Source organism: Streptomyces sp. V3I7, assembly GCF_030817495.1.
Classification (GTDB): domain Bacteria; phylum Actinomycetota; class Actinomycetes; order Streptomycetales; family Streptomycetaceae; genus Streptomyces.
Genome location: NZ_JAUSZK010000001.1, coordinates 2,687,500 through 2,709,724, shown reverse-complemented (window position 1 = coordinate 2,709,724; position 22,225 = coordinate 2,687,500). Strand labels below are relative to the sequence as shown.

The 22,225-nt window shown below is 68.2% G+C and carries 15 protein-coding genes and 3 rRNA genes; 12 read left to right on the top strand and 6 right to left on the bottom strand.

Annotation, left to right across the window (positions count from 1 at the left end; translation table 11 throughout):
* Window positions 1-193 precede the first annotated feature (193 nt).
* From QFZ74_RS12550 to QFZ74_RS12525, 6 genes are all read left to right on the top strand, one after another.
* Entirely contained in the window at window positions 194-364 is a 171-nt protein-coding gene (locus QFZ74_RS12550; RefSeq protein ID WP_307620897.1) for a Trm112 family protein, read from the top strand.
* A 97-nt stretch (window positions 365-461) separates the two neighbouring features.
* On the top strand, window positions 462-1,589 hold the full coding sequence (locus tag QFZ74_RS12545; protein ID WP_307620896.1) for an SIS domain-containing protein: 1,128 nt from the start codon (window positions 462-464) through the stop codon (window positions 1,587-1,589).
* Window positions 1,590-1,654: 65 nt separating this feature from the next.
* Window positions 1,655-2,806, top strand: a complete 1,152-nt coding sequence (gene manA / locus QFZ74_RS12540) for a mannose-6-phosphate isomerase, class I (RefSeq protein WP_307620895.1) — start codon at window positions 1,655-1,657, stop codon at window positions 2,804-2,806.
* Window positions 2,807-2,929: 123 nt separating this feature from the next.
* Complete coding sequence (locus tag QFZ74_RS12535; RefSeq protein ID WP_307620894.1) at window positions 2,930-3,910, top strand: cation diffusion facilitator family transporter; 981 nt, start codon at window positions 2,930-2,932, stop codon at window positions 3,908-3,910.
* A 407-nt stretch (window positions 3,911-4,317) separates the two neighbouring features.
* A complete protein-coding gene (gene ahcY / locus QFZ74_RS12530; protein WP_307620893.1) occupies window positions 4,318-5,775 on the top strand; it encodes an adenosylhomocysteinase in 1,458 nt (485 codons plus the stop codon).
* Between the two features lie 172 nt (window positions 5,776-5,947).
* Complete coding sequence (locus QFZ74_RS12525; protein WP_307620892.1) at window positions 5,948-6,562, top strand: hypothetical protein; 615 nt, start codon at window positions 5,948-5,950, stop codon at window positions 6,560-6,562.
* Window positions 6,563-6,600: 38 nt separating this feature from the next.
* Here the strand turns inward: QFZ74_RS12525 and QFZ74_RS12520 are convergent, their stop codons facing one another.
* Window positions 6,601-7,524: an RDD family protein gene (locus QFZ74_RS12520; protein WP_307620891.1), complete on the bottom strand. Its 924-nt coding sequence runs from the start codon at window positions 7,522-7,524 to the stop codon at window positions 6,601-6,603.
* 169 nt (window positions 7,525-7,693) lie between these two features.
* Between QFZ74_RS12520 and QFZ74_RS12515 the strand changes: the two genes are divergently transcribed.
* The 4 genes from QFZ74_RS12515 (at window position 7,694) to rrf (ending at window position 14,412) form a co-directional block, all read left to right on the top strand.
* Window positions 7,694-8,701 carry a stage II sporulation protein M gene (locus QFZ74_RS12515; RefSeq protein WP_307620890.1) on the top strand — a complete coding sequence of 336 codons (1,008 nt, stop codon included), beginning with the start codon at window positions 7,694-7,696 and terminating at the stop codon, window positions 8,699-8,701.
* Window positions 8,702-9,253: 552 nt separating this feature from the next.
* Window positions 9,254-10,778, top strand: a 16S ribosomal RNA gene (locus QFZ74_RS12510).
* 308 nt (window positions 10,779-11,086) lie between these two features.
* Window positions 11,087-14,208 (top strand): 23S ribosomal RNA (locus QFZ74_RS12505).
* An 87-nt stretch (window positions 14,209-14,295) separates the two neighbouring features.
* A 5S ribosomal RNA gene (gene rrf, locus QFZ74_RS12500) occupies window positions 14,296-14,412 on the top strand.
* The 16S, 23S and 5S rRNA genes sit together here, the layout of an rRNA operon.
* Before the next feature lie 120 nt (window positions 14,413-14,532).
* Here the strand turns inward: rrf and QFZ74_RS12495 are convergent.
* From QFZ74_RS12495 to QFZ74_RS12475, 5 genes are read right to left on the bottom strand one after another with little or no spacing between them, the layout of a single operon-like run.
* Window positions 14,533-15,843 carry a DUF58 domain-containing protein gene (locus tag QFZ74_RS12495; RefSeq protein WP_307620889.1) on the bottom strand — a complete coding sequence of 437 codons (1,311 nt, stop codon included), beginning with the start codon at window positions 15,841-15,843 and terminating at the stop codon, window positions 14,533-14,535.
* Window positions 15,843-16,832, bottom strand: a complete 990-nt coding sequence (locus QFZ74_RS12490; protein WP_307620888.1) for a MoxR family ATPase — start codon at window positions 16,830-16,832, stop codon at window positions 15,843-15,845. Before QFZ74_RS12490 ends, QFZ74_RS12495 begins: the two co-directional genes overlap by 1 nt.
* Window positions 16,832-18,031, bottom strand: coding sequence for a DUF4350 domain-containing protein (locus tag QFZ74_RS12485; protein ID WP_307620887.1), 1,200 nt, complete (start codon window positions 18,029-18,031; stop codon window positions 16,832-16,834). The genes QFZ74_RS12490 and QFZ74_RS12485 overlap by 1 nt, the downstream gene beginning before the upstream one ends.
* The gene (locus QFZ74_RS12480; RefSeq protein WP_373462376.1) at window positions 18,028-18,801 is read right to left on the bottom strand and encodes a DUF4129 domain-containing protein; all 774 of its coding nucleotides are present in this window, start codon (window positions 18,799-18,801) and stop codon (window positions 18,028-18,030) included. Before QFZ74_RS12480 ends, QFZ74_RS12485 begins: the two co-directional genes overlap by 4 nt.
* Window positions 18,802-18,805: 4 nt before the next feature.
* Window positions 18,806-20,110, bottom strand: coding sequence for a hypothetical protein (locus QFZ74_RS12475; RefSeq protein ID WP_307620885.1), 1,305 nt, complete (start codon window positions 20,108-20,110; stop codon window positions 18,806-18,808).
* 140 nt (window positions 20,111-20,250) lie between these two features.
* Between QFZ74_RS12475 and mtnA the strand changes: the two genes are divergently transcribed.
* Both mtnA and mtrA read left to right on the top strand, forming a co-directional pair.
* Window positions 20,251-21,393, top strand: a complete 1,143-nt coding sequence (gene mtnA / locus QFZ74_RS12470; RefSeq protein ID WP_307620884.1) for an S-methyl-5-thioribose-1-phosphate isomerase — start codon at window positions 20,251-20,253, stop codon at window positions 21,391-21,393.
* 141 nt (window positions 21,394-21,534) lie between these two features.
* Entirely contained in the window at window positions 21,535-22,224 is a 690-nt protein-coding gene (gene mtrA / locus QFZ74_RS12465) for a two-component system response regulator MtrA (protein WP_307620883.1), read from the top strand.
* The last annotated feature ends 1 nt before the right edge of the window (window position 22,225 follow it).

Genomic DNA, 22,225 nt, shown 5'->3' with positions numbered 1-22,225 from the left:
ATGCGGGGTGCAGAGGGTCCGAGCGCATGCGGGGTGCAGAGGGTGCTGGTCACCAGGGCGAACGGCGCACCGGGCCGCCCCGCCCGCGCCGTCCCTGCGCGCAACGAGCCCCATCCCCTCCGACCCCGCCCCCACGGCGGTACGCTGACCAGGCACATCAGTGCACGCCGACCCCCGCCCGAAGGGACACCCCATGCCGCTCGAAGCCGGCCTCCTGGAGATCCTCGCCTGCCCGGCCTGCCACGCTCCCCTCACGGAGCAGGACGCCGAGCTGGCCTGCACCGGCCAGGACTGCGGCCTGGTGTACCCGGTCCGTGACGGCATTCCCGTCCTCCTCGTCGACGAGGCCCGCCGCCCCGCCTAACGCGGCCGCGTAACGCAGGGCGAGCAAGGACCGCCCAGGCGCTCATCCCACGACGAGTCGGCCCGAAGGACTCCCGGCGATCGGAGGCTGCCGCCCCATGCTCGACGAAACGCTGCTCGACACTCCGGAGGCACTCGCCGAGGCGGACCGCCGAGGTCTGCTGCGCGGTGCCGCCGAGGCAGGCGCGCGTGTCCGCACCGCGGCCCGGCACGCGGCCGAGGCCGGCATCGGCGACCTCAAGCCTGACGGCCGCCCCCGCGCGGTCCTCATCGCCGGACCGGGCGCCGCGGCCACGCACACCGCCGACCTCCTCGGATCGCTCGCGGGCCCCGGCAGCCCCGTCATCCGGCTCGCGCCCACCGGCGTCGCCCCGGCCGCGGGCGCCCTGCGCTGGGAACTCCCGGGCTGGGCCGGGTCGGTGGACCTGCTCCTGATCGCCACCCCGGACGGCAACGAACCCAGCCTCTCCCTGCTCGCCGAACAGGCCTACCGCCGCGGCTGCACCGTCGCGGCCGTGGCCCCGGCCCGCACCCCGCTCGTCGAGGCGGTCACCGGCGTCCACGGCCTGTTCGTACCGATGGCGACGGCCCCGTACGACCAGGACGAGCCGCTCGCCGCGTCCTCCCCGGGCGTGCTGTGGGCGCTGCTCACCCCGCTGCTCGCGCTCCTCGACCGCATCGGCCTGGTCAGCGCGCCCGCCGACGCCCTGGGGAAGATCGCCGACCGGCTGGACAGCGTGGCCGAACGCTGCGGCCCGGCCATCGCGACCTACGTCAACCCCGCCAAGTCCCTCGCCGCCGAACTCGCCGACGCCCTCCCGCTGATCTGGACGGAGGGCAGCTCGGCCGGTCCGGCGGGCCGCCGCTTCACCGCGGCCCTCGCCGAACTCTCCGGCCGCCCCGCCCTCGTCGCCGAACTGCCCGAGGCGCTCGCCGAACACGGCGCCCTGCTCGCCGGCCCGCTCGCCGCGAAGGCCGACCCGGACGACTTCTTCCGCGACCGTGTCGAGGAGACCCCGGCGATGCACGCGCGCGTGGTGCTGCTCCGCGACCGGCCGATCAGCGACCTGACCGCCGCTCCCACCGCCCGTGACCTGGCCCTCAACCACGACACGCCCGTCAGCGAGCTGGAACCGGAGCCCGGCGACGAACTGGAGACCCTCGCCGAGCTGATCGCCATGACGGATTTCGCCGCCGTTTACCTCGCGCTCGCCTCGGTGGCCTGATCTGGTCGTCGGACCACCCACCCGATCTCGCCGTCGGAACATCAGCAGAGAGAGCCAGATCCCCCATGGACCGCCTCGACAACTCCATCCGCCCCTACGCCTGGGGCTCCGCGACCGCCATCCCGCAGCTCCTCGGCGTCGAGCCGACCGGTGAGCCGCAGGCGGAGATGTGGATGGGGGCCCACCCCGGCGCCCCCTCGCGCACCGCGCGCGGCACGCTCGTCGAGGTCATCGACGCGGACCCGGAGAAGGAACTCGGCGCCGCCTCGGTCGACAGGTTCGGCCCGCGCCTTCCCTTCCTGCTGAAGATCCTCGCCGCCGGCGCCCCGCTCTCCCTCCAGGTCCACCCCGACCTGGAGCAGGCCCGGCATGGCCACGCGGACGAGGAGCGGCGCGGCATCCCGGTGGACGCCCCGCACCGCAACTACAAGGACGCCAACCACAAGCCCGAACTGATCTGCGCGCTCACCGAGTTCGACGGCCTGTGCGGCTTCCGCGACCCGCTCCAGGCCGCCGACCTGCTCGACGGCCTCGGCGTGGACTCCCTCAAGCCCTACATCGACCTCCTGCACGCCCACCCGGCGGAGGCGGCGCTGCGCGAGGTCCTCACCGCGATCCTCACCGCCGACCCCGCGGAGATGGCCCACACCGTCGCCGAGGCCATGGCCGCCTGCGTCCGCCTCGGCGAGGAGTACGCCCCCTACGCCGACATCGCCCACCACTACCCGGGCGACCCCGGCGTCATCGCCGCCATGCTCCTCAACCACGTACGCCTCCAGCCCGGCGAGGCGCTCTTCCTCGGCGCCGGCATCCCGCACGCGTACCTCAGCGGCCTCGGCGTCGAGATCATGGCCAACTCCGACAACGTCCTGCGCTGCGGACTGACCCCCAAGCACGTCGACGTCCCCGAGCTGCTGCGCGTCGTCCGCTTCGAGGCCGGCGACCCCGGAGTGCTGCGCCCCGAGGCGTCCCCCGACGGGGAAGAGGTCTACGAGACGCCGATCGACGAGTTCCGGCTCTCCCGCTACGTCCTGCCCGAGGGCGGCGCCGCTCACGACCTCACCCGCGCCACCCCGCAGATCCTGCTGTGCACGGCCGGTTCCGTCCGGGCGGGCGAGTACGAGCTGACCCCGGGCCGGTCGGTTTTCGTCCCGGCGGGCGACAAGGCCGAAGTGTCGGGAAGCGGAACTCTTTACCGGGCAACGATGATCATCTGACCGGTGGTTGTGGACAGATGACGCGCCGTCGCCGTTCGGCCTGCAACAATGGGCCACCGGCAAAGGACAGGCAAAGGTCTGCGCCGGTCAGACGTTACGAAGGCGAAGGGAAAGCGCGGACATATGAGCGCGTCAGGCGGCACCAAGGCGATCGTTGCGGCACTTGGTGCCAACCTAGCGATCGCGGCATCGAAGTTCGTGGCGTTCGCGTTCAGTGGTTCGTCGTCGATGCTCGCTGAGGGTGTGCACTCGATAGCCGACTCCGGCAACCAGTTCCTGCTGCTCCTCGGCGGCAAGCGCGCCCAGCGCGTGGCCACCCCGCAGCACCCCTTCGGCTACGGGCGCGAGCGGTACATCTACGCCTTCCTCGTCTCGATCGTCCTCTTCTCGATCGGCGGCATGTTCGCGATCTACGAGGGCTACGAGAAGATCAGCCACCCGCACCCGGTCGAGCACTGGTACTGGCCGGTCGGCGTCCTCGTCTTCGCGATCATCGCCGAGGGCTTCTCCTTCCGTACGGCCATCAAGGAGTCCAACGAACTGCGCGGCAAGCAGTCCTGGACCGAGTTCATCCGCCGCGCCAAGGCGCCTGAGCTGCCGGTCGTCCTCCTGGAGGACTTCGGCGCGCTCATCGGTCTGGTCCTCGCCCTCATCGGCGTCGGCCTCGCCCTGATCACCGGCAACGGCGTCTGGGACGGCATCGGCACAGTGTGCATCGGTGTCCTGCTCGTCCTGATCGCCCTCGTCCTGGCCGCCGAGACCAAGTCGCTGCTGCTCGGCGAGGCGGCCGGCCTTCCGGTGGTCAAGAAGATCGAGGAGGCCATGGTCGACGGCGACGACGTCACCCGCCTCATCCACATGCGCACGCTGCACCTCGGCCCCGAGGAGCTGCTGGTCGCCGCGAAGATCGGGGTGAAGGCCGACGACACGGCGGCAGAGGTGGCCGAGGCCATCAACGCCGCCGAGGCCCGCATCCGCGCCGCCGTCCCGATAGCGCGCGTCATCTACCTGGAGCCGGACATCTACAGCGAGGCCGAGGCCGCCAAGGGTCCGGACCCGGAGGCGACTCCGGGCGGCCCGACGCCGCACTCCGCCGACCACTGACCGTCCCCCGCCGACGCGGGAACACAGACGTACGGCCATGGGGCCCGCCGGACTCTCCGGCGGGCCCCGCGTGCTGCGCCACCACGCACGACACCGCATTCGCCGCCTCTGCCCCCGCCGGGACGAGCCCAACGCACGCTCTGTTCGCGCTCCACGAACGAGCCGACGTGTCCGAACGCGGACTGGGGGCGCCCGGGACATCCGGTGTAGCTTGGGACGGAGCCAGACGTCGCTGCTGATGGCGGTCGGGCGGTCCCCGAAGGACCGGCCGAGGGAGAGAGGGCCTCCGACGGACTGCGCTGCGCGTACGTGGGCATGCCTGTGTCCTCTTCCCGGGCACCCCTGTGTCCGCCGCCGCGCAGACCAGCCCTACCCACCTCGCCCCAAACCCCGAGGAGCAGCCCGCAATGACGACTGTCGACAACCGACAGGACTTCAAGGTCGCCGACCTCTCCCTGGCCGAGTTCGGCCGCAAGGAGATCACCCTCGCCGAGCACGAGATGCCGGGCCTGATGGCGATCCGCAAGGAGTACGCCGAGGCGCAGCCCCTGGCCGGCGCCCGTATCACCGGCTCCCTGCACATGACCGTGCAGACCGCCGTCCTCATCGAGACCCTCGTCGCCCTCGGCGCCCGGGTCCGCTGGGCCTCCTGCAACATCTTCTCCACCCAGGACCACGCGGCCGCCGCCATCGCCGTCGGCCCGAACGGCACCCCGGACAACCCGCAGGGTGTCCCGGTCTTCGCCTGGAAGGGCGAGACCCTGGACGAGTACTGGTGGTGCACGGAGCAGGCGCTGACCTGGCCGGACAGCCCCACCGGCGGCCCGAACATGATCCTCGACGACGGCGGCGACGCCACCCTCCTCGTCCACAAGGGCGTCGAGTACGAGAAGGACGGCAAGGTCCCCGGCGTCGAGACCGCCGAGTCCGATGAGCACCGCGTCATCCTCGAGCTGCTCCACCGCACCATCAGCGAGGGCTCCCAGAAGTGGACCCAGCTGGCCTGCGAGATCCGCGGTGTCACCGAGGAGACCACCACCGGCGTCCACCGCCTGTACGAGATGCAGCGCGACGGCGTCCTGCTCTTCCCGGCGATCAACGTGAACGACGCCGTGACGAAGTCGAAGTTCGACAACAAGTACGGCTGCCGCCACTCCCTCATCGACGGCATCAACCGCGCCACCGACGTCCTGATCGGCGGCAAGACCGCCGTGGTCTGTGGCTACGGCGACGTGGGCAAGGGCTGCGCGGAGTCCCTGCGGGGCCAGGGCGCCCGGGTGATCGTCACCGAGATCGACCCGATCTGCGCCCTCCAGGCGGCGATGGACGGCTACCAGGTCACGACCCTCGACGAGGTCATCGACAAGGCCGACATCTTCATCACCACGACCGGCAACAAGGACATCATCATGGCCGGCGACATGGCCAAGATGAAGCACCAGGCCATCGTCGGAAACATCGGCCACTTCGACAACGAGATCGACATGGCCGGCCTGGCCAAGATCCCCGGCATCGTCAAGGACGAGGTCAAGCCGCAGGTCCACACCTGGACCTTCCCCGACGGCAAGGTCATCATCCTCCTGTCCGAGGGCCGCCTGCTGAACCTGGGCAACGCCACCGGCCACCCGTCGTTCGTGATGTCCAACTCCTTCGCGGACCAGACCCTGGCCCAGATCGAGCTGTTCACCAAGCCCGACGCGTACCCGACCGGCGTGTACACGCTGCCCAAGCACCTCGACGAGAAGGTCGCCCGCCTCCACCTGGACTCGCTCGGCGTGAAGCTGACCACGCTGCGCCCCGAGCAGGCCGCGTACATCGGCGTGAAGGTCGAGGGCCCGTACAAGTCGGACCACTACCGCTACTGAGTCCGCAGTCCCGCCCACCGGGAGGGCGCGTCCACGAACGGAACGCGCACGCCCCGGCGGCAGATCCTTCAAGGCAGGCCCCCGCACCCCCGTGTCGGGGGCCTGCCCCTTTGGCCGGATCACCAGCCGGTCTCCGGTCGGATCAACCGCCCGTCACGACCCAGGACCCCCCATGCCCCGCGGCCGCTATTCGCTCCTCGATCCGCACGACCACGCCCCCTTCGCCGAAGAACACTTCCACTGCGCCCCCGGCCCGTCCGGCTGGCGCTACGTCTCCCAGGTGACCTCCCCCTCGGGCGACCACCGCGGCTCCGTCGACCTCGCCCTCGACGAACTCGGCCGCCCCATCCGCCTCGAACTCCACGCCGGGGGCTGGCAGGTGCGCGGCGCCGCCCTCGACGGCGTCACTTGGGTCCGCACCGACCCCACCGGCGCTCATGCCACGGAAGGCAACGTGCGCGCCCACGCCTTCACCGGCACGTCCCCCGCGTTCCTGGTCGCCACTGCCCGTCTCCTGCGCCTCACCCCTTCCGCATCCGCGACCCGCGTGCGCCTCGTGGCCTTCACGGACCCGGTCCTCGCCCCCCGCACCGTGGACCAGTCCTGGGCCTTGGTGAAGAGCGAAGCACACGCCACTGACAACGGCCCCCTGCACGTGGACGAATACCAGGTCACAGCCCTGGACACGGGCGAGCAGCACGCCGTGCACATCGCCGGGGACGTGGTCCTCTCCGCACCCGGCATCGAACTCGAGGACCTGGAGACACCGCCGTCGGTGTTCGGCTGAACCGAGGGGCCGTGCTGCCCTAGGGGGTGTCTCGTCCCCTAGGCCGGCGGTGCGAACCCGGTGGCCGGAGGACGGCCGTCGTCGCCGGGCGCCTTCTTCTCCTGTGTCTCCTGTGCGGATGACACGGGTGGCAGCACGGGCTGTGCTAGTGGCTGTACGGGCTGTGGGGCCTGATAAGGGGAAGGGGAAGGAGCCCCGCCGCCCCCGAACGGGGCGTCCCCGAATGTCCGCCGGGCGTCGCGCGCCTGCCGCTCCTGCACCACCGCCGCCAGGAACACGGCAGGCGGCATGTCCTGCGGGACAGGAGTTCCCGTACAGCCCGCAAGGTCCGCCGCAAGCCGCCCCGCCATGGCCTGGGAGATCTGCTGATCCAGCTGGGGCATCCGCGTCAGGTACTGGCGCACGGCAAGCCACAGCCCCTCGGGGACCGCCGACAGATCGAGCCCTGAGAAGCGCCCGGCCAGCCCGGGCGGCGGCGGAGGAACGAACCCGCCCTGCCCGGCCGGCACCCGCTCCCGTACGACCAGGGTCCCCGCGAAGACGTCCCCGAGCCGCCGCCCCCGCGCCGACACCAGCGAGGCGATGCAGGCGACGACGCCGAACGTCAGCAGGATCTCGACCACCCCGATCGCCCCGCGCACCAGCGCGTGCCGGAAACGGATCGGACCCCCGTCGTCCCGTACCACGCGCAGCCCGCACGCCAGCTTCCCCAGCGAGCGCCCATGACTGAGCGTCTCCACCGCGATCGGCCCGCCCACCAGCACCAGCAGGAACGTCACGACCGACAGCGCGAGTTCCGCCGCCTCGTCCAGGGACGACGTCGCCGCAACCACCGCCGTGGTGACGACGATGTAGGCGACCAGGGCCACGACCAGATCGACCACGACGGCGAGGGCCCGGCTGGGCAGCCTCGCGGGGCGCAACTCGAGGGCCACTGCCTCGCCCGTCACCAGCTCACTCACGTCCGCGCCCTTTCCCCGCCTGCCCTGCCCCCGGCACGGCAAGTCTGCCAAGCTGGGGGCGCATCGTGCCGTGGAAGGGACAACGCCGGCAGGAAAGAGGACGGTCGCACTGGCCTCCCGCGCCGGTACGACGACCAGTCGACGACCAGCCAAGGAGCAGGCAGACCCGATGGACCTCGACGTCTTCGTCGCCGCCCACCGCCCCGAGTGGGACCGTCTGGAGGCCCTGCTCCGCCGCCAGCGCCGCCTGACCGGCGCGGAAGCCGACGAACTCGTCGCCCTCTACCAGCGCACCGCCACCCACCTCTCCCTCATCCAGTCCAGCGCCCCCGACCCGCAACTGACCGGTCGGCTCAGCCGGCTCGTCGCCCGCGCGCGGAGCGCCGTGACAGGCACCCGCCGCGCCTCGTGGCGCGACGTGACGCGCTTCCTGGGACAGGGGTTCCCCGCCGCGGTCTACCGCTCGCGTTATTGGTGGGTGCCCACAGCGCTGATCTCCACCACCGTCGCGATCCTTCTGGGGTGGTGGATCGGCACCCACCCCGAGATCCAGTCCTCCATCGCTGCCCCGAGCCGCCTGCGGGAGCTCACACGGCCGGGAGGCGAGTACGAGACGTACTACTCCAGCCATCCCGCGGCGTCCTTCGCCGCCCAGGTATGGACGAACAATGCTCAGGCCGCCGCGATGTGCCTCGTCCTCGGCATCTTCCTCGGACTGCCGGTGCTGTGGATCCTCTTCCAGAACATGCTCAACCTGGGCGTCGGTCTCGGCCTGATGTCGTCGGCAGGCCGACTCGACACCTTCCTGGGCCTCCTGCTCCCGCACGGCCTGCTCGAACTGACCGCGGTCTTCGTCGCCGCCGGTACGGGCCTGCGCCTCGGATGGACCGTGATCGACCCGGGGCCCCGCACCCGCCGCACCGCTCTGGCCGAGGAGGGCCGGGCCGCCGTCGGCATGGCGATCGGCCTCGCCCTGGTCCTCCTAGTCTCCGGCGCCATCGAAGGCTTCGTCACCCCGTCCGGCCTGCCCACCTGGGCCCGCATCGGTATAGGCATCGCCGCCGAGCTGGCCTTCCTGGCGTACGTCTGGGTCCTGGGCGGTCGCGCGGCGCGGGCCGGCGACATCGGCGACGTCGAGGAGTCCGAGCGCAGCTCGGTCGTCCCGACCGCCGCCTGATGTGCGAAAGCCCCTGCTGAGCTGCTAGTCTCCTCTTCGCCCCACAGGAGCTGTTGACACGGATCCGGTGGGGAGGTAGATTTGACTAGTTGCCTAGAGGACTGGACAGTCCAGAAGGCGACCACACAGAATCTATCTGCTTCTTGTGAAGACACTCCCGAGAAGCATCCCCGATGATTCAGAAATGAGTGGCCGGTCAGACTGGCCAAGAACTTCTGATAAAGTCGGAATCGCCGGAAAGGGAAACGCGAGAGCGAGAACCTGGAAAGCATCGAGGAAATCGGATCGGAAAACGGTCTGATAGAGTCGGAAACGCAAGACCGAAGGGAAGCGCCCGGAGGAAAGCCCGAGAGGGTGAGTACAAAGGAAGCGACCGTTCCTTGAGAACTCAACAGCGTGCCAAAAGTCAACGCCAGATATGTTGATACCCCGTCTCCAGCAGTAGCTGGGGCGAGGTTCCTTTGAAATAACACAGCGAGGACGCTGTGTGCGAGGGGACTATTCCTCCTCTCGCACCGCTCTCGTGGTGTTCATCCCGATTACGGGAAAACATTCACGGAGAGTTTGATCCTGGCTCAGGACGAACGCTGGCGGCGTGCTTAACACATGCAAGTCGAACGATGAAGCCCTTCGGGGTGGATTAGTGGCGAACGGGTGAGTAACACGTGGGCAATCTGCCCTTCACTCTGGGACAAGCCCTGGAAACGGGGTCTAATACCGGATAACACTGCGGATCGCATGATCTGCGGTTAAAAGCTCCGGCGGTGAAGGATGAGCCCGCGGCCTATCAGCTTGTTGGTGAGGTAATGGCTCACCAAGGCGACGACGGGTAGCCGGCCTGAGAGGGCGACCGGCCACACTGGGACTGAGACACGGCCCAGACTCCTACGGGAGGCAGCAGTGGGGAATATTGCACAATGGGCGAAAGCCTGATGCAGCGACGCCGCGTGAGGGATGACGGCCTTCGGGTTGTAAACCTCTTTCAGCAGGGAAGAAGCGAAAGTGACGGTACCTGCAGAAGAAGCGCCGGCTAACTACGTGCCAGCAGCCGCGGTAATACGTAGGGCGCAAGCGTTGTCCGGAATTATTGGGCGTAAAGAGCTCGTAGGCGGCTTGTCACGTCGATTGTGAAAGCTCGGGGCTTAACTCCGAGTCTGCAGTCGATACGGGCTAGCTAGAGTGTGGTAGGGGAGATCGGAATTCCTGGTGTAGCGGTGAAATGCGCAGATATCAGGAGGAACACCGGTGGCGAAGGCGGATCTCTGGGCCATTACTGACGCTGAGGAGCGAAAGCGTGGGGAGCGAACAGGATTAGATACCCTGGTAGTCCACGCCGTAAACGGTGGGAACTAGGTGTTGGCGACATTCCACGTCGTCGGTGCCGCAGCTAACGCATTAAGTTCCCCGCCTGGGGAGTACGGCCGCAAGGCTAAAACTCAAAGGAATTGACGGGGGCCCGCACAAGCGGCGGAGCATGTGGCTTAATTCGACGCAACGCGAAGAACCTTACCAAGGCTTGACATACACCGGAAAGCATTAGAGATAGTGCCCCCCTTGTGGTCGGTGTACAGGTGGTGCATGGCTGTCGTCAGCTCGTGTCGTGAGATGTTGGGTTAAGTCCCGCAACGAGCGCAACCCTTGTCCCGTGTTGCCAGCAGGCCCTTGTGGTGCTGGGGACTCACGGGAGACCGCCGGGGTCAACTCGGAGGAAGGTGGGGACGACGTCAAGTCATCATGCCCCTTATGTCTTGGGCTGCACACGTGCTACAATGGCCGGTACAATGAGCTGCGATACCGTGAGGTGGAGCGAATCTCAAAAAGCCGGTCTCAGTTCGGATTGGGGTCTGCAACTCGACCCCATGAAGTCGGAGTCGCTAGTAATCGCAGATCAGCATTGCTGCGGTGAATACGTTCCCGGGCCTTGTACACACCGCCCGTCACGTCACGAAAGTCGGTAACACCCGAAGCCGGTGGCCCAACCCCTTGTGGGAGGGAGCTGTCGAAGGTGGGACTGGCGATTGGGACGAAGTCGTAACAAGGTAGCCGTACCGGAAGGTGCGGCTGGATCACCTCCTTTCTAAGGAGCATCTAGGCAGCCGCAAGGTTGTCCAGAGCCACTACGTCGGCGAATGATCGACGGTGGTCAGCTCATGGGTGGAACGTTGACTATTCGGCCAGGGTCTCGGGTCGGAGGCTGCCAGTACTGCTCGCAAGAGTGTGGAACGCATGATCTTCGGACGGGGGCTTGGCCGGGCACGCTGTTGGGTGTCTGAGGGAATGATCTTCTCCTCAGTCGCCGGCCCCAGTGCACTCACCGGTTTGTCTGGTGGGGTGATGGGTGGCTGGTCGTTGTTTGAGAACTGCACAGTGGACGCGAGCATCTGTGGCCAAGTTTTTAAGGGCGCACGGTGGATGCCTTGGTACCAGGAACCGATGAAGGACGTGGGAGGCCACGATAGTCCCCGGGGAGCCGTCAACCAGGCTTTGATCCGGGGGTTTCCGAATGGGGAAACCCGGCAGTCGTCATGGGCTGTCACCCGCTGCTGAACACATAGGCAGTGTGGAGGGAACGCGGGGAAGTGAAACATCTCAGTACCCGCAGGAAGAGAAAACAACCGTGATTCCGGGAGTAGTGGCGAGCGAAACCGGATGAGGCCAAACCTACGACGTGTGAGACCCGGCAGGGGTTGCGTCGTGGGGGTTGTGGGATCTCTCTTCTGTCGTCTGCCGGCGACAGGACGAGTCAGAAACCGTTGATGTAGACGAAGGACATGCGAAAGGTCCGGCGTAGAGGGTAAGACCCCCGTAGTCGAAACGTCAGCGGCTCGTTTGAGAGACACCCAAGTAGCACGGGGCCCGAGAAATCCCGTGTGAATCTGGCGGGACCACCCGCTAAGCCTAAATATTCCCTGGTGACCGATAGCGGATAGTACCGTGAGGGAATGGTGAAAAGTACCGCGGGAGCGGAGTGAAATAGTACCTGAAACCGTGTGCCTACAAGCCGTGGGAGCGTCGGACATCAGCTTGCTGATGTCTCGTGACTGCGTGCCTTTTGAAGAATGAGCCTGCGAGTTTGCGGTGTGTTGCGAGGTTAACCCGTGTGGGGAAGCCGTAGCGAAAGCGAGTCCGAACAGGGCGATTCAGTAGCACGCTCAAGACCCGAAGCGGAGTGATCTAGCCATGGGCAGGTTGAAGCGGAGGTAAGACTTCGTGGAGGACCGAACCCACCAGGGTTGAAAACCTGGGGGATGACCTGTGGTTAGGGGTGAAAGGCCAATCAAACTCCGTGATAGCTGGTTCTCCCCGAAATGCATTTAGGTGCAGCGTCGTGTGTTTCTTGCCGGAGGTAGAGCACTGGATAGGCGATGGGCCCTACCGGGTTACTGACCTTAGCCAAACTCCGAATGCCGGTAAGTGAGAGCACGGCAGTGAGACTGTGGGGGATAAGCTCCATGGTCGAGAGGGAAACAGCCCAGAGCATCGACTAAGGCCCCTAAGCGTACGCTAAGTGGGAAAGGATGTGGAGTCGCACAGACAACCAGGAGGTTGGCTTAGAAGCAGCCACCCTTGAAAGAGTGCGTAATAGCTCACTGGTCTAGTGATTCCGCGCCGACAATGTAGCGGGGCTCAAGCGTACCGCCGAAGTCGTGTCATTCATACAATAAGCCCCAACGGGTGTATGGATGGGTAGGGGAGCGTCGTGTGCCGGGTGAAGCAGCCGCGGAAGCGAGTTGTGGACGGTTCACGAGTGAGAATGCAGGCATGAGTAGCGATACACACGTGAGAAACGTGTGCGCCGATTGACTAAGGGTTCCTGGGTCAAGCTGATCTGCCCAGGGTAAGTCGGGACCTAAGGCGAGGCCGACAGGCGTAGTCGATGGATAACCGGTTGATATTCCGGTACCCGCTGTGAAGCGTCAAACATCGAGCATCGTGATGCTAAGGCCGTGAAGCCGTTCCGGACCCTTCGGGGAAAGGAAAGTGGTGGAGCCGCCGGCCCAAGCGGTTAGTAGGTGAGTGATGGGGTGACGCAGGAAGGTAGTCCAGCCCGGGCGATGGTAGTCCCGGGGTAAGGGTGTAGGCCGTGCGATAGGTAAATCCGTCGTACATCAAGGCTGAGACCTGATGCCGAGCCGATTGTGGTGAAGTGGATGATCCTATGCTGTCGAGAAAAGCCTCTAGCGAGTTTCATGGCGGCCCGTACCCTAAACCGACTCAGGTGGTCAGGTAGAGAATACCGAGGCGTTCGGGTGAACTATGGTTAAGGAACTCGGCAAAATGCCCCCGTAACTTCGGGAGAAGGGGGGCCATCACTGGTGAGAGCACTTGCTGCTCGAGCTGGGGGTGGCCGCAGAGACCAGCGAGAAGCGACTGTTTACTAAAAACACAGGTCCGTGCGAAGCCGTAAGGCGATGTATACGGACTGACGCCTGCCCGGTGCTGGAACGTTAAGGGGACCGGTTAGTCACATTTCGGTGTGGCGAAGCTGAGAACTTAAGCGCCAGTAAACGGCGGTGGTAACTATAACCATCCTAAGGTAGCGAAATTCCTTGTCGGGTAAGTTCCGACCTGCACGAATGGCGTAACGACTTCTCGACTGTCTCAACCATAGGCCCGGTGAAATTGCACTACGAGTAAAGATGCTCGTTTCGCGCAGCAGGACGGAAAGACCCCGGGACCTTTACTACAGTTTGATATTGGTGTTCGGTTCGGCTTGTGTAGGATAGCTGGGAGACTTTGAGCACGGCACGCCAGTGTCGTGGGAGTCGTCGTTGAAATACCAGTCTGGTCGTGCTGGATGTCTAACCTGGGTCCGTGATCCGGATCAGGGACAGTGTCTGATGGGTAGTTTAACTGGGGCGGTTGCCTCCTAAAGAGTAACGGAGGCGCCCAAAGGTTCCCTCAGCCTGGTTGGTAATCAGGTGTTGAGTGTAAGTGCACAAGGGAGCTTGACTGTGAGACCGACGGGTCGAGCAGGGACGAAAGTCGGGACTAGTGATCCGGCGGTGGCTTGTGGAAGCGCCGTCGCTCAACGGATAAAAGGTACCCCGGGGATAACAGGCTGATCTTCCCCAAGAGTCCATATCGACGGGATGGTTTGGCACCTCGATGTCGGCTCGTCGCATCCTGGGGCTGGAGTCGGTCCCAAGGGTTGGGCTGTTCGCCCATTAAAGCGGTACGCGAGCTGGGTTTAGAACGTCGTGAGACAGTTCGGTCCCTATCCGCTGTGCGCGTAGGAATATTGAGAAGGGCTGTCCCTAGTACGAGAGGACCGGGACGGACGAACCTCTGGTGTGCCAGTTGTCCTGCCAAGGGCATGGCTGGTTGGCTACGTTCGGGAGGGATAACCGCTGAAAGCATCTAAGCGGGAAGCCTGCTTCGAGATGAGTATTCCCACCTCCTTGAGAGGGTAAGGCTCCCAGTAGACGACTGGGTTGATAGGCCAGATATGGAAGCCCGGTAACGGGTGGAGTTGACTGGTACTAATAGGCCGAGGGCTTGTCCTCAGTTGCTCGCGTCCACTGTGTTGGTTCTGAAACCACGAACAGCCCCACGTTTCACAGAGCGTGGTCTGGTTGTCAGTTTCATAGTGTTTCGGTGGTCATAGCGTGAGGGAAACGCCCGGTTACATTCCGAACCCGGAAGCTAAGCCTCACAGCGCCGATGGTACTGCAGGGGGGACCCTGTGGGAGAGTAGGACGCCGCCGAACTATTGTTGAGAAAACCCCCGTGCCGGGATATCGGTACGGGGGTTTTCTGCGTTTGAGGCGCTTTTCTGGCCGCCCCTCGACGAACAGATCGACGCAGATCGACGAACAGATCAGTTCGGATCAGAGCCGACCCGCCGCCTTCATGGCCAGATACGCGTCCGCCAGTGCCGGCGCCAGTTCGTCCGGGGTCGCGTCGACGACCGTCACGCCGTGCCGACGGAGTTTCTCCGCGGTGCGTAGACGTTCCGCCTGGGCCTGAGCCGCAGCCGCCGCCTCGTACACCGCGTCGACGTTTCCGCGAGCGGCGGCCATACAGGCGACGTGCGGGTCGGCCACGGACGTCAGGAGAACTGTGTGGCGCTGGGTGAGTTGTGCGAGGACGGGAAGCAGCCCCTCTTCGACGGGCGCGGTGTCCAGCGTCGTGAGCAGGACGATCAGGGATCGGCGCGGGGCCGCGCGCAGTGCCGTTGCGGCGAGGCCTCGGGCGTCGGTCTCGACGAGCTCCGGTTCGAGTGTGGCCATTGCTTCGACGAGGGATGGCAGGACGTCACGAGCAGTGCGGCCCTGGACCAGGGCGCGGACCCGGCGGTCGTAGGCGAGGAGGTCCACGCGGTCGCCGGCGCGGGACGCGAGGGCCGCGAGGAGCAGGGCGGCGTCCATGGAGGCGTCGAGGCGCGGGGCGTCGCCGACGCGGCCCGCGGAGGTACGGCCGGTGTCGAGGACCAGGAGGATGTGGCGGTCGCGTTCCGGGCGCCAGGTGCGTACGGCGACCGTGGACTGGCGGGCGGTGGCGCGCCAGTCGATGGAGCGGGTGTCGTCGCCGGGGACGTACTCCCGCAGGCTGTCGAATTCGGTTCCCTCGCCGCGAGTCAGAAGGCTGGTGCGGCCGTCGAGTTCACGCAGACGAGCGAGTTTCGACGGAAGGTGCTTGCGGCTGGTGAACGGGGGCAGAACCCGTACAGACCAGGGCACTTCGTGGGTACCTTGGCGGGGGAAGAGACGGAGGGGGCCGTAGGAGCGGATGGTCACGCGATCCGCCTCATGGTCGCCGCGGCGGGCGGGGCGCAAGCGGGTCGTCACGCGTCGGCGTTCGCCCGGCGGCACGGTGAGGTGATGGCGGGACGCCTCGATCTCGGTGCCCTGCTGCCAGCTGCTCGGAGGCCAGGCGTCCCTCAGCAGGGCCCGGAGCGGATGGCGGGACGGGTTGGTGATCGTGAGCGTCACGTCGGCGGTCTCGCCCAGGCGTGCGGTTGTGTCGCCGGAGCGGGTCAGGACGAGGCGTCGTACGGGCGCCGCGAGGGCGAAGTCGCAGGCGCATGCCATGGCCAAGGGAGCGTTGACCGCGAGGATGCCCGTCCAGCTGGGTTCCCAGATGCCGACGGGGATCGAGCCGAGGGCCGCGAGGAGGGCGGCGCGTCCGGTGAGCGCCATCAGCGGGGGACCGGTACGTGGGCGAGGATCGCGTTGATGACGGAGTCGGCGGTGACGCCCTCCATCTCGGCCTCGGGGCGCAGTTGTACGCGGTGCCGGAGGGCGGGGAGGGCGAGGGCCTTCACGTCGTCGGGGATGACGTAGTCGCGTCCGGTCAGCCATGCCCACGCGCGCGATGTGGCGAGGAGGGCGGTGGCGCCGCGCGGGGACACGCCGAGCGTGAGGGACGGGGACTCCCGGGTGGCGCGGCAGATGTCGACGACGTACGCGGTGATCTCCGGGGAGATGGTGGTCTTGGCGACCGCGACGCGGGCGGCTTCCAGGTCCGCGGGGCCCGCGACGGGGCGTACGCCGGCGGCGTGCAGGTCGCGCGGGTTGAAGCCTTCGGCGTGCCGGGTGAGGACGTCGATCTCGTCCTGGCGGGAGGGGAGAGGGATCGTCAGTTTGAGGAGGAAGCGGTCGAGTTGGGCCTCGGGGAGGGGGTACGTGCCCTCGTACTCGACCGGGTTCTGGGTCGCGGCGACCAGGAACGGCTCCGGGAGGAGGCGCGGTGTGCCGTCGACCGTGACCTGACGTTCCTCCATGGCTTCGAGGAGGGCGGACTGGGTCTTGGGCGGGGTGCGGTTGATCTCGTCGGCGAGGAGGAGGTTGGTGAAGACAGGGCCGGGCTGGAAGGAGAACTCGGCCGTGCGGGCGTCGTACACCAGCGAGCCGGTGATGTCGCTCGGCATGAGGTCGGGGGTGAACTGGACGCGCTTGGTGTCCAGTTCGAGGGCGGAGGCGAGGGCGCGGACGAGCAGCGTCTTGGCGACCCCGGGGACTCCTTCGAGGAGGACGTGTCCGCGGCACAGGAGGGCGACGACGAGGCCGGTAACGGCGGGATCCTGGCCGACCACGGCTTTGGCGATCTCGGCGCGCAGGGCCTCCAGGGAAGCGCGCGAGCTGCCCGGATCCCCGGCGGCCCCGGCGTTGTCAGTGGTCGGGTCCATCATGGACGGCGTACCTCTCTTTCGAGGGCGTCGAGTTGGTCGGTGAGCGCGATCAGGGCCGCGTCGTCGCCGGGCGGCGACCCGAACAGCAGGGTGTGCAGGTCCCGTCCGTCGCCCTGGAGGTGGGCGGACAGGGCGGGGAGCAGAGCTTCGGGCGCGTGCGCCTGGGCGACGGGGACGCCGACGAGAGGGGCGAGGCGGGTGCGGGTGGTGGAGCGTAGAGCGGCGGCCGCGCGGTCGCGGGCATCGGCCTTGCGGTAGAGCCGGGCGCGGCCTTCGACGGTCTCGGAGGCGCGGACGACGACGAGGAGTTGCTCGGGTACCAGAGGCCCGAGGCGGCGGGCCCGCCAGAGGGCGGCGAGTGCCGCGGCGATGAAGAGCTGCAGGGTGGCCCAGAGCCAGCCGGAGGGCAGCAGGTCGAGCAAGCCCTTCCGGCCGCCATCGTCGGTGGCGGAGGTGTCGGACAGGGAGGGGAGGTACCAGATCAGATGGGGGCGGGAGCCGAGGAGTTGGAGGGCGAGCGAGGCGTTGCCCTGCTCGTCGAGGCGCTTGTTGTAGAGGATGTCGGGTGCGCCGAGGACGACGGTGTCGCCACTTCCGGAGGTCGCAGGGGGGAGGCGGAGAAGGGTGGCCAGGCGTGCGCTGGGGTAGCACGCGTCCGCGTCGGTGCGCCTGGTGGTGTAGCGGATGCCGCCGGTGTCGGCGGTGCCCGCGCGCCGAGCGGCGGGCAGGTCGCAGCGAGGGGACAACGTGGAGCGCGCGCTGGTGGCGGGGTCCGCGGTGACTCCGGGCGCGAGCCGTCCGACGGACCAGCTACCGGCGGCGACGAGGACGGTGCGCCCGCCGGAGCGGGCGGTCGCGGAGTGCAGTTCGGACTGTTGACGGTGAGTCAGGCGGTCGGGTGCGGCGACCAGAAGGGTGCTCTGCGGGCCGGCGGCGGCACGGGCCGCGTCGAGGGTGGTGACCACGCGCGTGGACACGCCGCGGTCGGCGAGGAGCGCGGAGACGGCGCGACTGCCGAGGGGGTCGGCGGAGCGTGGGTCGAGCGCGTCGTGCCGGGAGTTGGACCGGACTGCGGCGATGGCGACGGCGCCCACCAGGAGAACGGCAAGGGCGAGGACGATGCCCCGCGTGTGGGTCCACAGTTGACGGACCGTGGGCGACGTCGAGGTGGCGGGGAGCGTGGCTCCGGAGGTCATACGTCGTCCCCCTGGCGCGGAGGGGCCGTGCTGTGGGTGTTGCTGGTGAGGGCCGGCTTGGTGTGGTCCAGGGTGCGGTCGAGTTCGGTAATGCGGTGGTACGACCGCTCGCTCGCCCTGCGGCCGCCGTACGTCACGTCGTCGAACTCCCGGGCGGCGTCCCGCAGGTGGTCCGTGTGCGCGGGCAGGGCACGGCCGGCTTCCGCGGCCGCCTCGTCGGCGGTGCGTCCGGGGCGGATGTCGAGCAGGGCGCGTTCCTCGAGGGCGCGGACGATGGCCCGCATGCGCTCCTGGACCGCCTGGTTCCAGTGGCCCCGGGCGGCGTGGTTCTCGGCGGCCGCACGGTGTTCGGCGGCGCTGCGGGGGCGGTCGTCGAACAGGGCGGGGGCGGAGACGAGGGTGGGGCGTGGCGTGCCGAGGCGCCACCAGAGGGCGGCGAGCACGGCGATGACGGCCAGAGCGACGACGGCCAGACCGATCGCCCCGCCGGGAGTCGCGCCGGCGGCCGCGGCGAGGAGTTTGCTCAGCCAGTCCCAGAAGGCGTTCAGGGCGCGCTGGAGCAGGCCGGGGTCGTTCTCGTGGTACATCCGCTTGGCCAGCTCGCGCAGGGCCGCCTCCCGCGCGGGGTCGCGCGAGATGGTCACCGGCGGCTCGTCGTCCGAGCGGAACAGGGCGGCGGTGCCGGCCGCACGCAGCAGGCCGCGTGCGGCCGGACCGAAGGCGCCCGGCAGGGCCGGTGCCATGGTGAGAACTCCCCCCGCCGGGCTCACCGCATCAGCTCCCCGCAGTGGTGCCGGTCCCGTAGCCCTGGACACCGGCGGCGCGGGCCAGTTCGAGGTCGAGGGCCTCGCGGCGGATGCGCTGGTCGATGTAGAGGAGCACGGTCACGCCCGCGGTGATCGGGAATGTGATCATGGATCCGATCACCGCGCCGATCCCGCTGATGATGAGGAACGTCCAGCCGATGCCGCCGGATCCGTCGAGGTAGCTGGCGAAGCCGTCGCCGCTGAGGGCCATGCCGATGGCGGCGAAGGGCAGGACGATGATCGACGCGACGATGTTCGCGATGACCCCGGCGAGCAGTTGGATGCCGAAGATCCGCCACCAGGAGCCGTTGACCAGCCTGACCGAGCGGCTCATCGACTTCAGGATGCCCTGCTTCTCCAGCATCAGGGCGGGCGACGCCAGCGAGAAGCGGATCATGAGCCACAGTGCGACGACGCCGCCGGCGAGGATGCCCACGGCCAGCAGAGGGGCCACGGTGGTGCCACCCGCGCCCGCTGCCGCCGCGATTATGCCGGGCAGCGCGCCGCACCCCACCACACAGACACCGATGAGGACCAGCAGGAAGATCAAGCCGAACAGCCTGGGGATCTGCGGGCGTGCGTCGCGCCAGGCCTGACCAGTGCTCACGGGTTTGCCGAGCACCGCACGGCTGGTCACCGTCGTCAGCAGGGAGGTGGCGATGACCGTCCCGATCAGGGAGATCAGCGAGACGACGGCGGAGCCGGCCAGGGACTCGCCGACGGCCTGGCCCATCTCGCTGAGGGCGGTGCTCGGGTCCGTGACGGCCGCCGGGTTCGCGGTGTCGTTCAGGAAGAAGCCCTGAAAGAGGACGACCAGGATCTGCGTGAAGACCGCGACGGCCAGCGAGATGCCCAGGACCGTGCGCCAGTAGGTGCGCATGGTGGTCACGGCGCCGTCGAGGATCTCGCCCACACTGAGCGGGCGGAGCGGGATCACGCCGGGCTTGGCCGCCGGCGGAGGACCGCCCCAGCCGCCGCCCCACGGTCCGTACCCACCCGGGCCGCCCTGTCCGCCGCTCCCGTGGCCGCCGTGGCCGCCGTGACCGCCGGGGCTGCCCCAGCCGGGACCGGGCGGCGGGGGCTGGGGCGTCGGGCCCTCGTCCGGGGTGCCGGTGGGCGCGGACCACTGGCCCGCGGGTGGTTGTTCCTTGGACCACTTGGAGCCGGTGTTCTGGGGTTCCTGGTCCGGCTGTTCCGCGGGTCCGGACGCGCCGGGTTCCCGTCCGCCGGACGAGGCGGATCCGGGCGAGGCCCAACCCGGAGTGTCGTTCATCGAAGCTCCTTCACGGTGCCCGTGCGCCGTCGCGGCGGCAGGTCGGCTGCCATCGTGCCATGGGGTGGTCGCCAGGAGACCTGCCGCGGTAGGGGCTGTGCACCTTCAATTGTCCGCCTGATACCGGGCAGACTGACCGCATGGCTGATCAGGACGCACAACCTGGCGAGGACAAGCGACCGACCGTGATACCGGTGATCCGCTGGGAGGAACCGCCCGAAGGTCCCGTAGTGATCCTTCTCGACCAGACCAGGCTGCCGGCCGAGGAAGTCGAGCTGGTGTGCACGGACGCGTCCGCGCTGGTCGAGGCGATCCAGTCGCTCGCGGTGCGCGGGGCGCCGCTGCTCGGCATCGCGGGGGCGTACGGGGTCGCGCTCGCCGCCGCGCGCGGATTCGACGTGGACGAGGCCGCGAGTGCGCTCCGGGACGCCCGGCCCACGGCGGTCAACCTCTCCGTCGGCGTCGACCGGGCCCGCTCCGCGTACCGGGCCGCGATCACCCAGGGCGCTGACCCGCGGCAGGCGGCCGCGGCGGCACTGGACGCCGCGCTGAAGCTGCACCGCGAGGACGCCGAGGCCAGCGCCCGGATGGCGGCGCACGGACTGGCGCTGCTGGGCGAGCTGCTGCCCGGCGGCGGTCACCGGATCCTGACCCACTGCAACTCCGGGGCGCTGGTGTCGGGCGGGGAGGGCACCGGGTTCGCCGTGGCGCTCGCCGCACACCGGGCCGGGCAGCTGCGGCGCCTGTGGGTGGACGAGACGCGCCCGCTGCTCCAGGGCGCCCGCCTCACGGCGTACGAGGCGGCGCGGCACGACATGGCGTACACGCTGCTCACGGACAACGCGGCGGGGTCGCTGTTCGCGGCGGGCGAGGTGGACGCGGTGGTGATCGGGGCGGACCGGATCGCGGCCGACGGCTCGGTGGCGAACAAGGTGGGCAGCTACCCCCTCGCGGTGCTCGCCCGCTACCACCATGTGCCGTTCATCGTGGTCGCGCCGGTGACGACGGTCGACCCGCACACGCCGGACGGGGCGTCCATCGAGGTCGAGCAGCGCCCCGGCTCCGAGGTGACCGAGTTGAGGACACCCCAGGTGCCCGGCGCCGGCGCGGGAGGCGGGGTCCCGGTGGCGCCGCTCGGGACGCAGGCGTACAACCCCGCGTTCGACGTGACGCCGCCCGAGCTGGTGACCGCCATCGTCACCGAGGAGGGCGCCGTGTCGCCCGTGACGGCCGAGGCGCTCGCGCAGGTCTGCGCCCAGGCGGGGCAGGTGACGATCGGCTAGGGGCACGGTCGGTGCCCCGGGCCGCCGGGGCACCGATGAGCAGTGCGGTGGACGCGGGCAGACAGTGACGGCCCGATACGACTATCGTCACAGGCCAGTGACCCTGCTCACCAGCACCACTGTCACTGTTACGAGAATGGGATGATGTCGTTTATGAAGGGACGAGTCCTCGTCGTCGACGACGACACCGCACTGGCCGAGATGCTCGGCATCGTGTTGCGTGGTGAAGGTTTTGAGCCGTCTTTCGTAGCCGACGGCGACAAGGCGCTGGCCGCGTTCCGTGAGACCAAGCCCGATCTCGTGCTGCTCGACCTGATGCTTCCCGGCCGGGACGGCATCGAGGTGTGCCGCCTGATCCGGGCCGAGTCCGGCGTGCCGATCGTGATGCTCACGGCCAAGAGCGACACCGTCGACGTCGTCGTCGGCCTCGAGTCGGGTGCCGACGACTACATCGTGAAGCCCTTCAAGCCGAAGGAGCTGGTCGCCCGCATACGGGCGCGGCTGCGCAGGTCGGAGGAGCCCACGCCGGAGCAACTCGCCATCGGCGACCTGGTCATCGACGTCGCCGGGCACTCCGTGAAGCGGGACGGCCAGTCGATCGCGCTGACGCCGCTGGAGTTCGACCTGCTGGTCGCGCTCGCCCGCAAGCCGTGGCAGGTCTTCACCCGCGAGGTGCTCCTGGAGCAGGTGTGGGGTTACCGGCACGCCGCCGACACCCGCTTGGTCAACGTGCACGTCCAGCGGCTGCGTTCCAAGGTCGAGAAGGACCCGGAGCGGCCGGAGATCGTGGTGACCGTTCGCGGCGTCGGTTACAAGGCCGGACCCAGCTGAC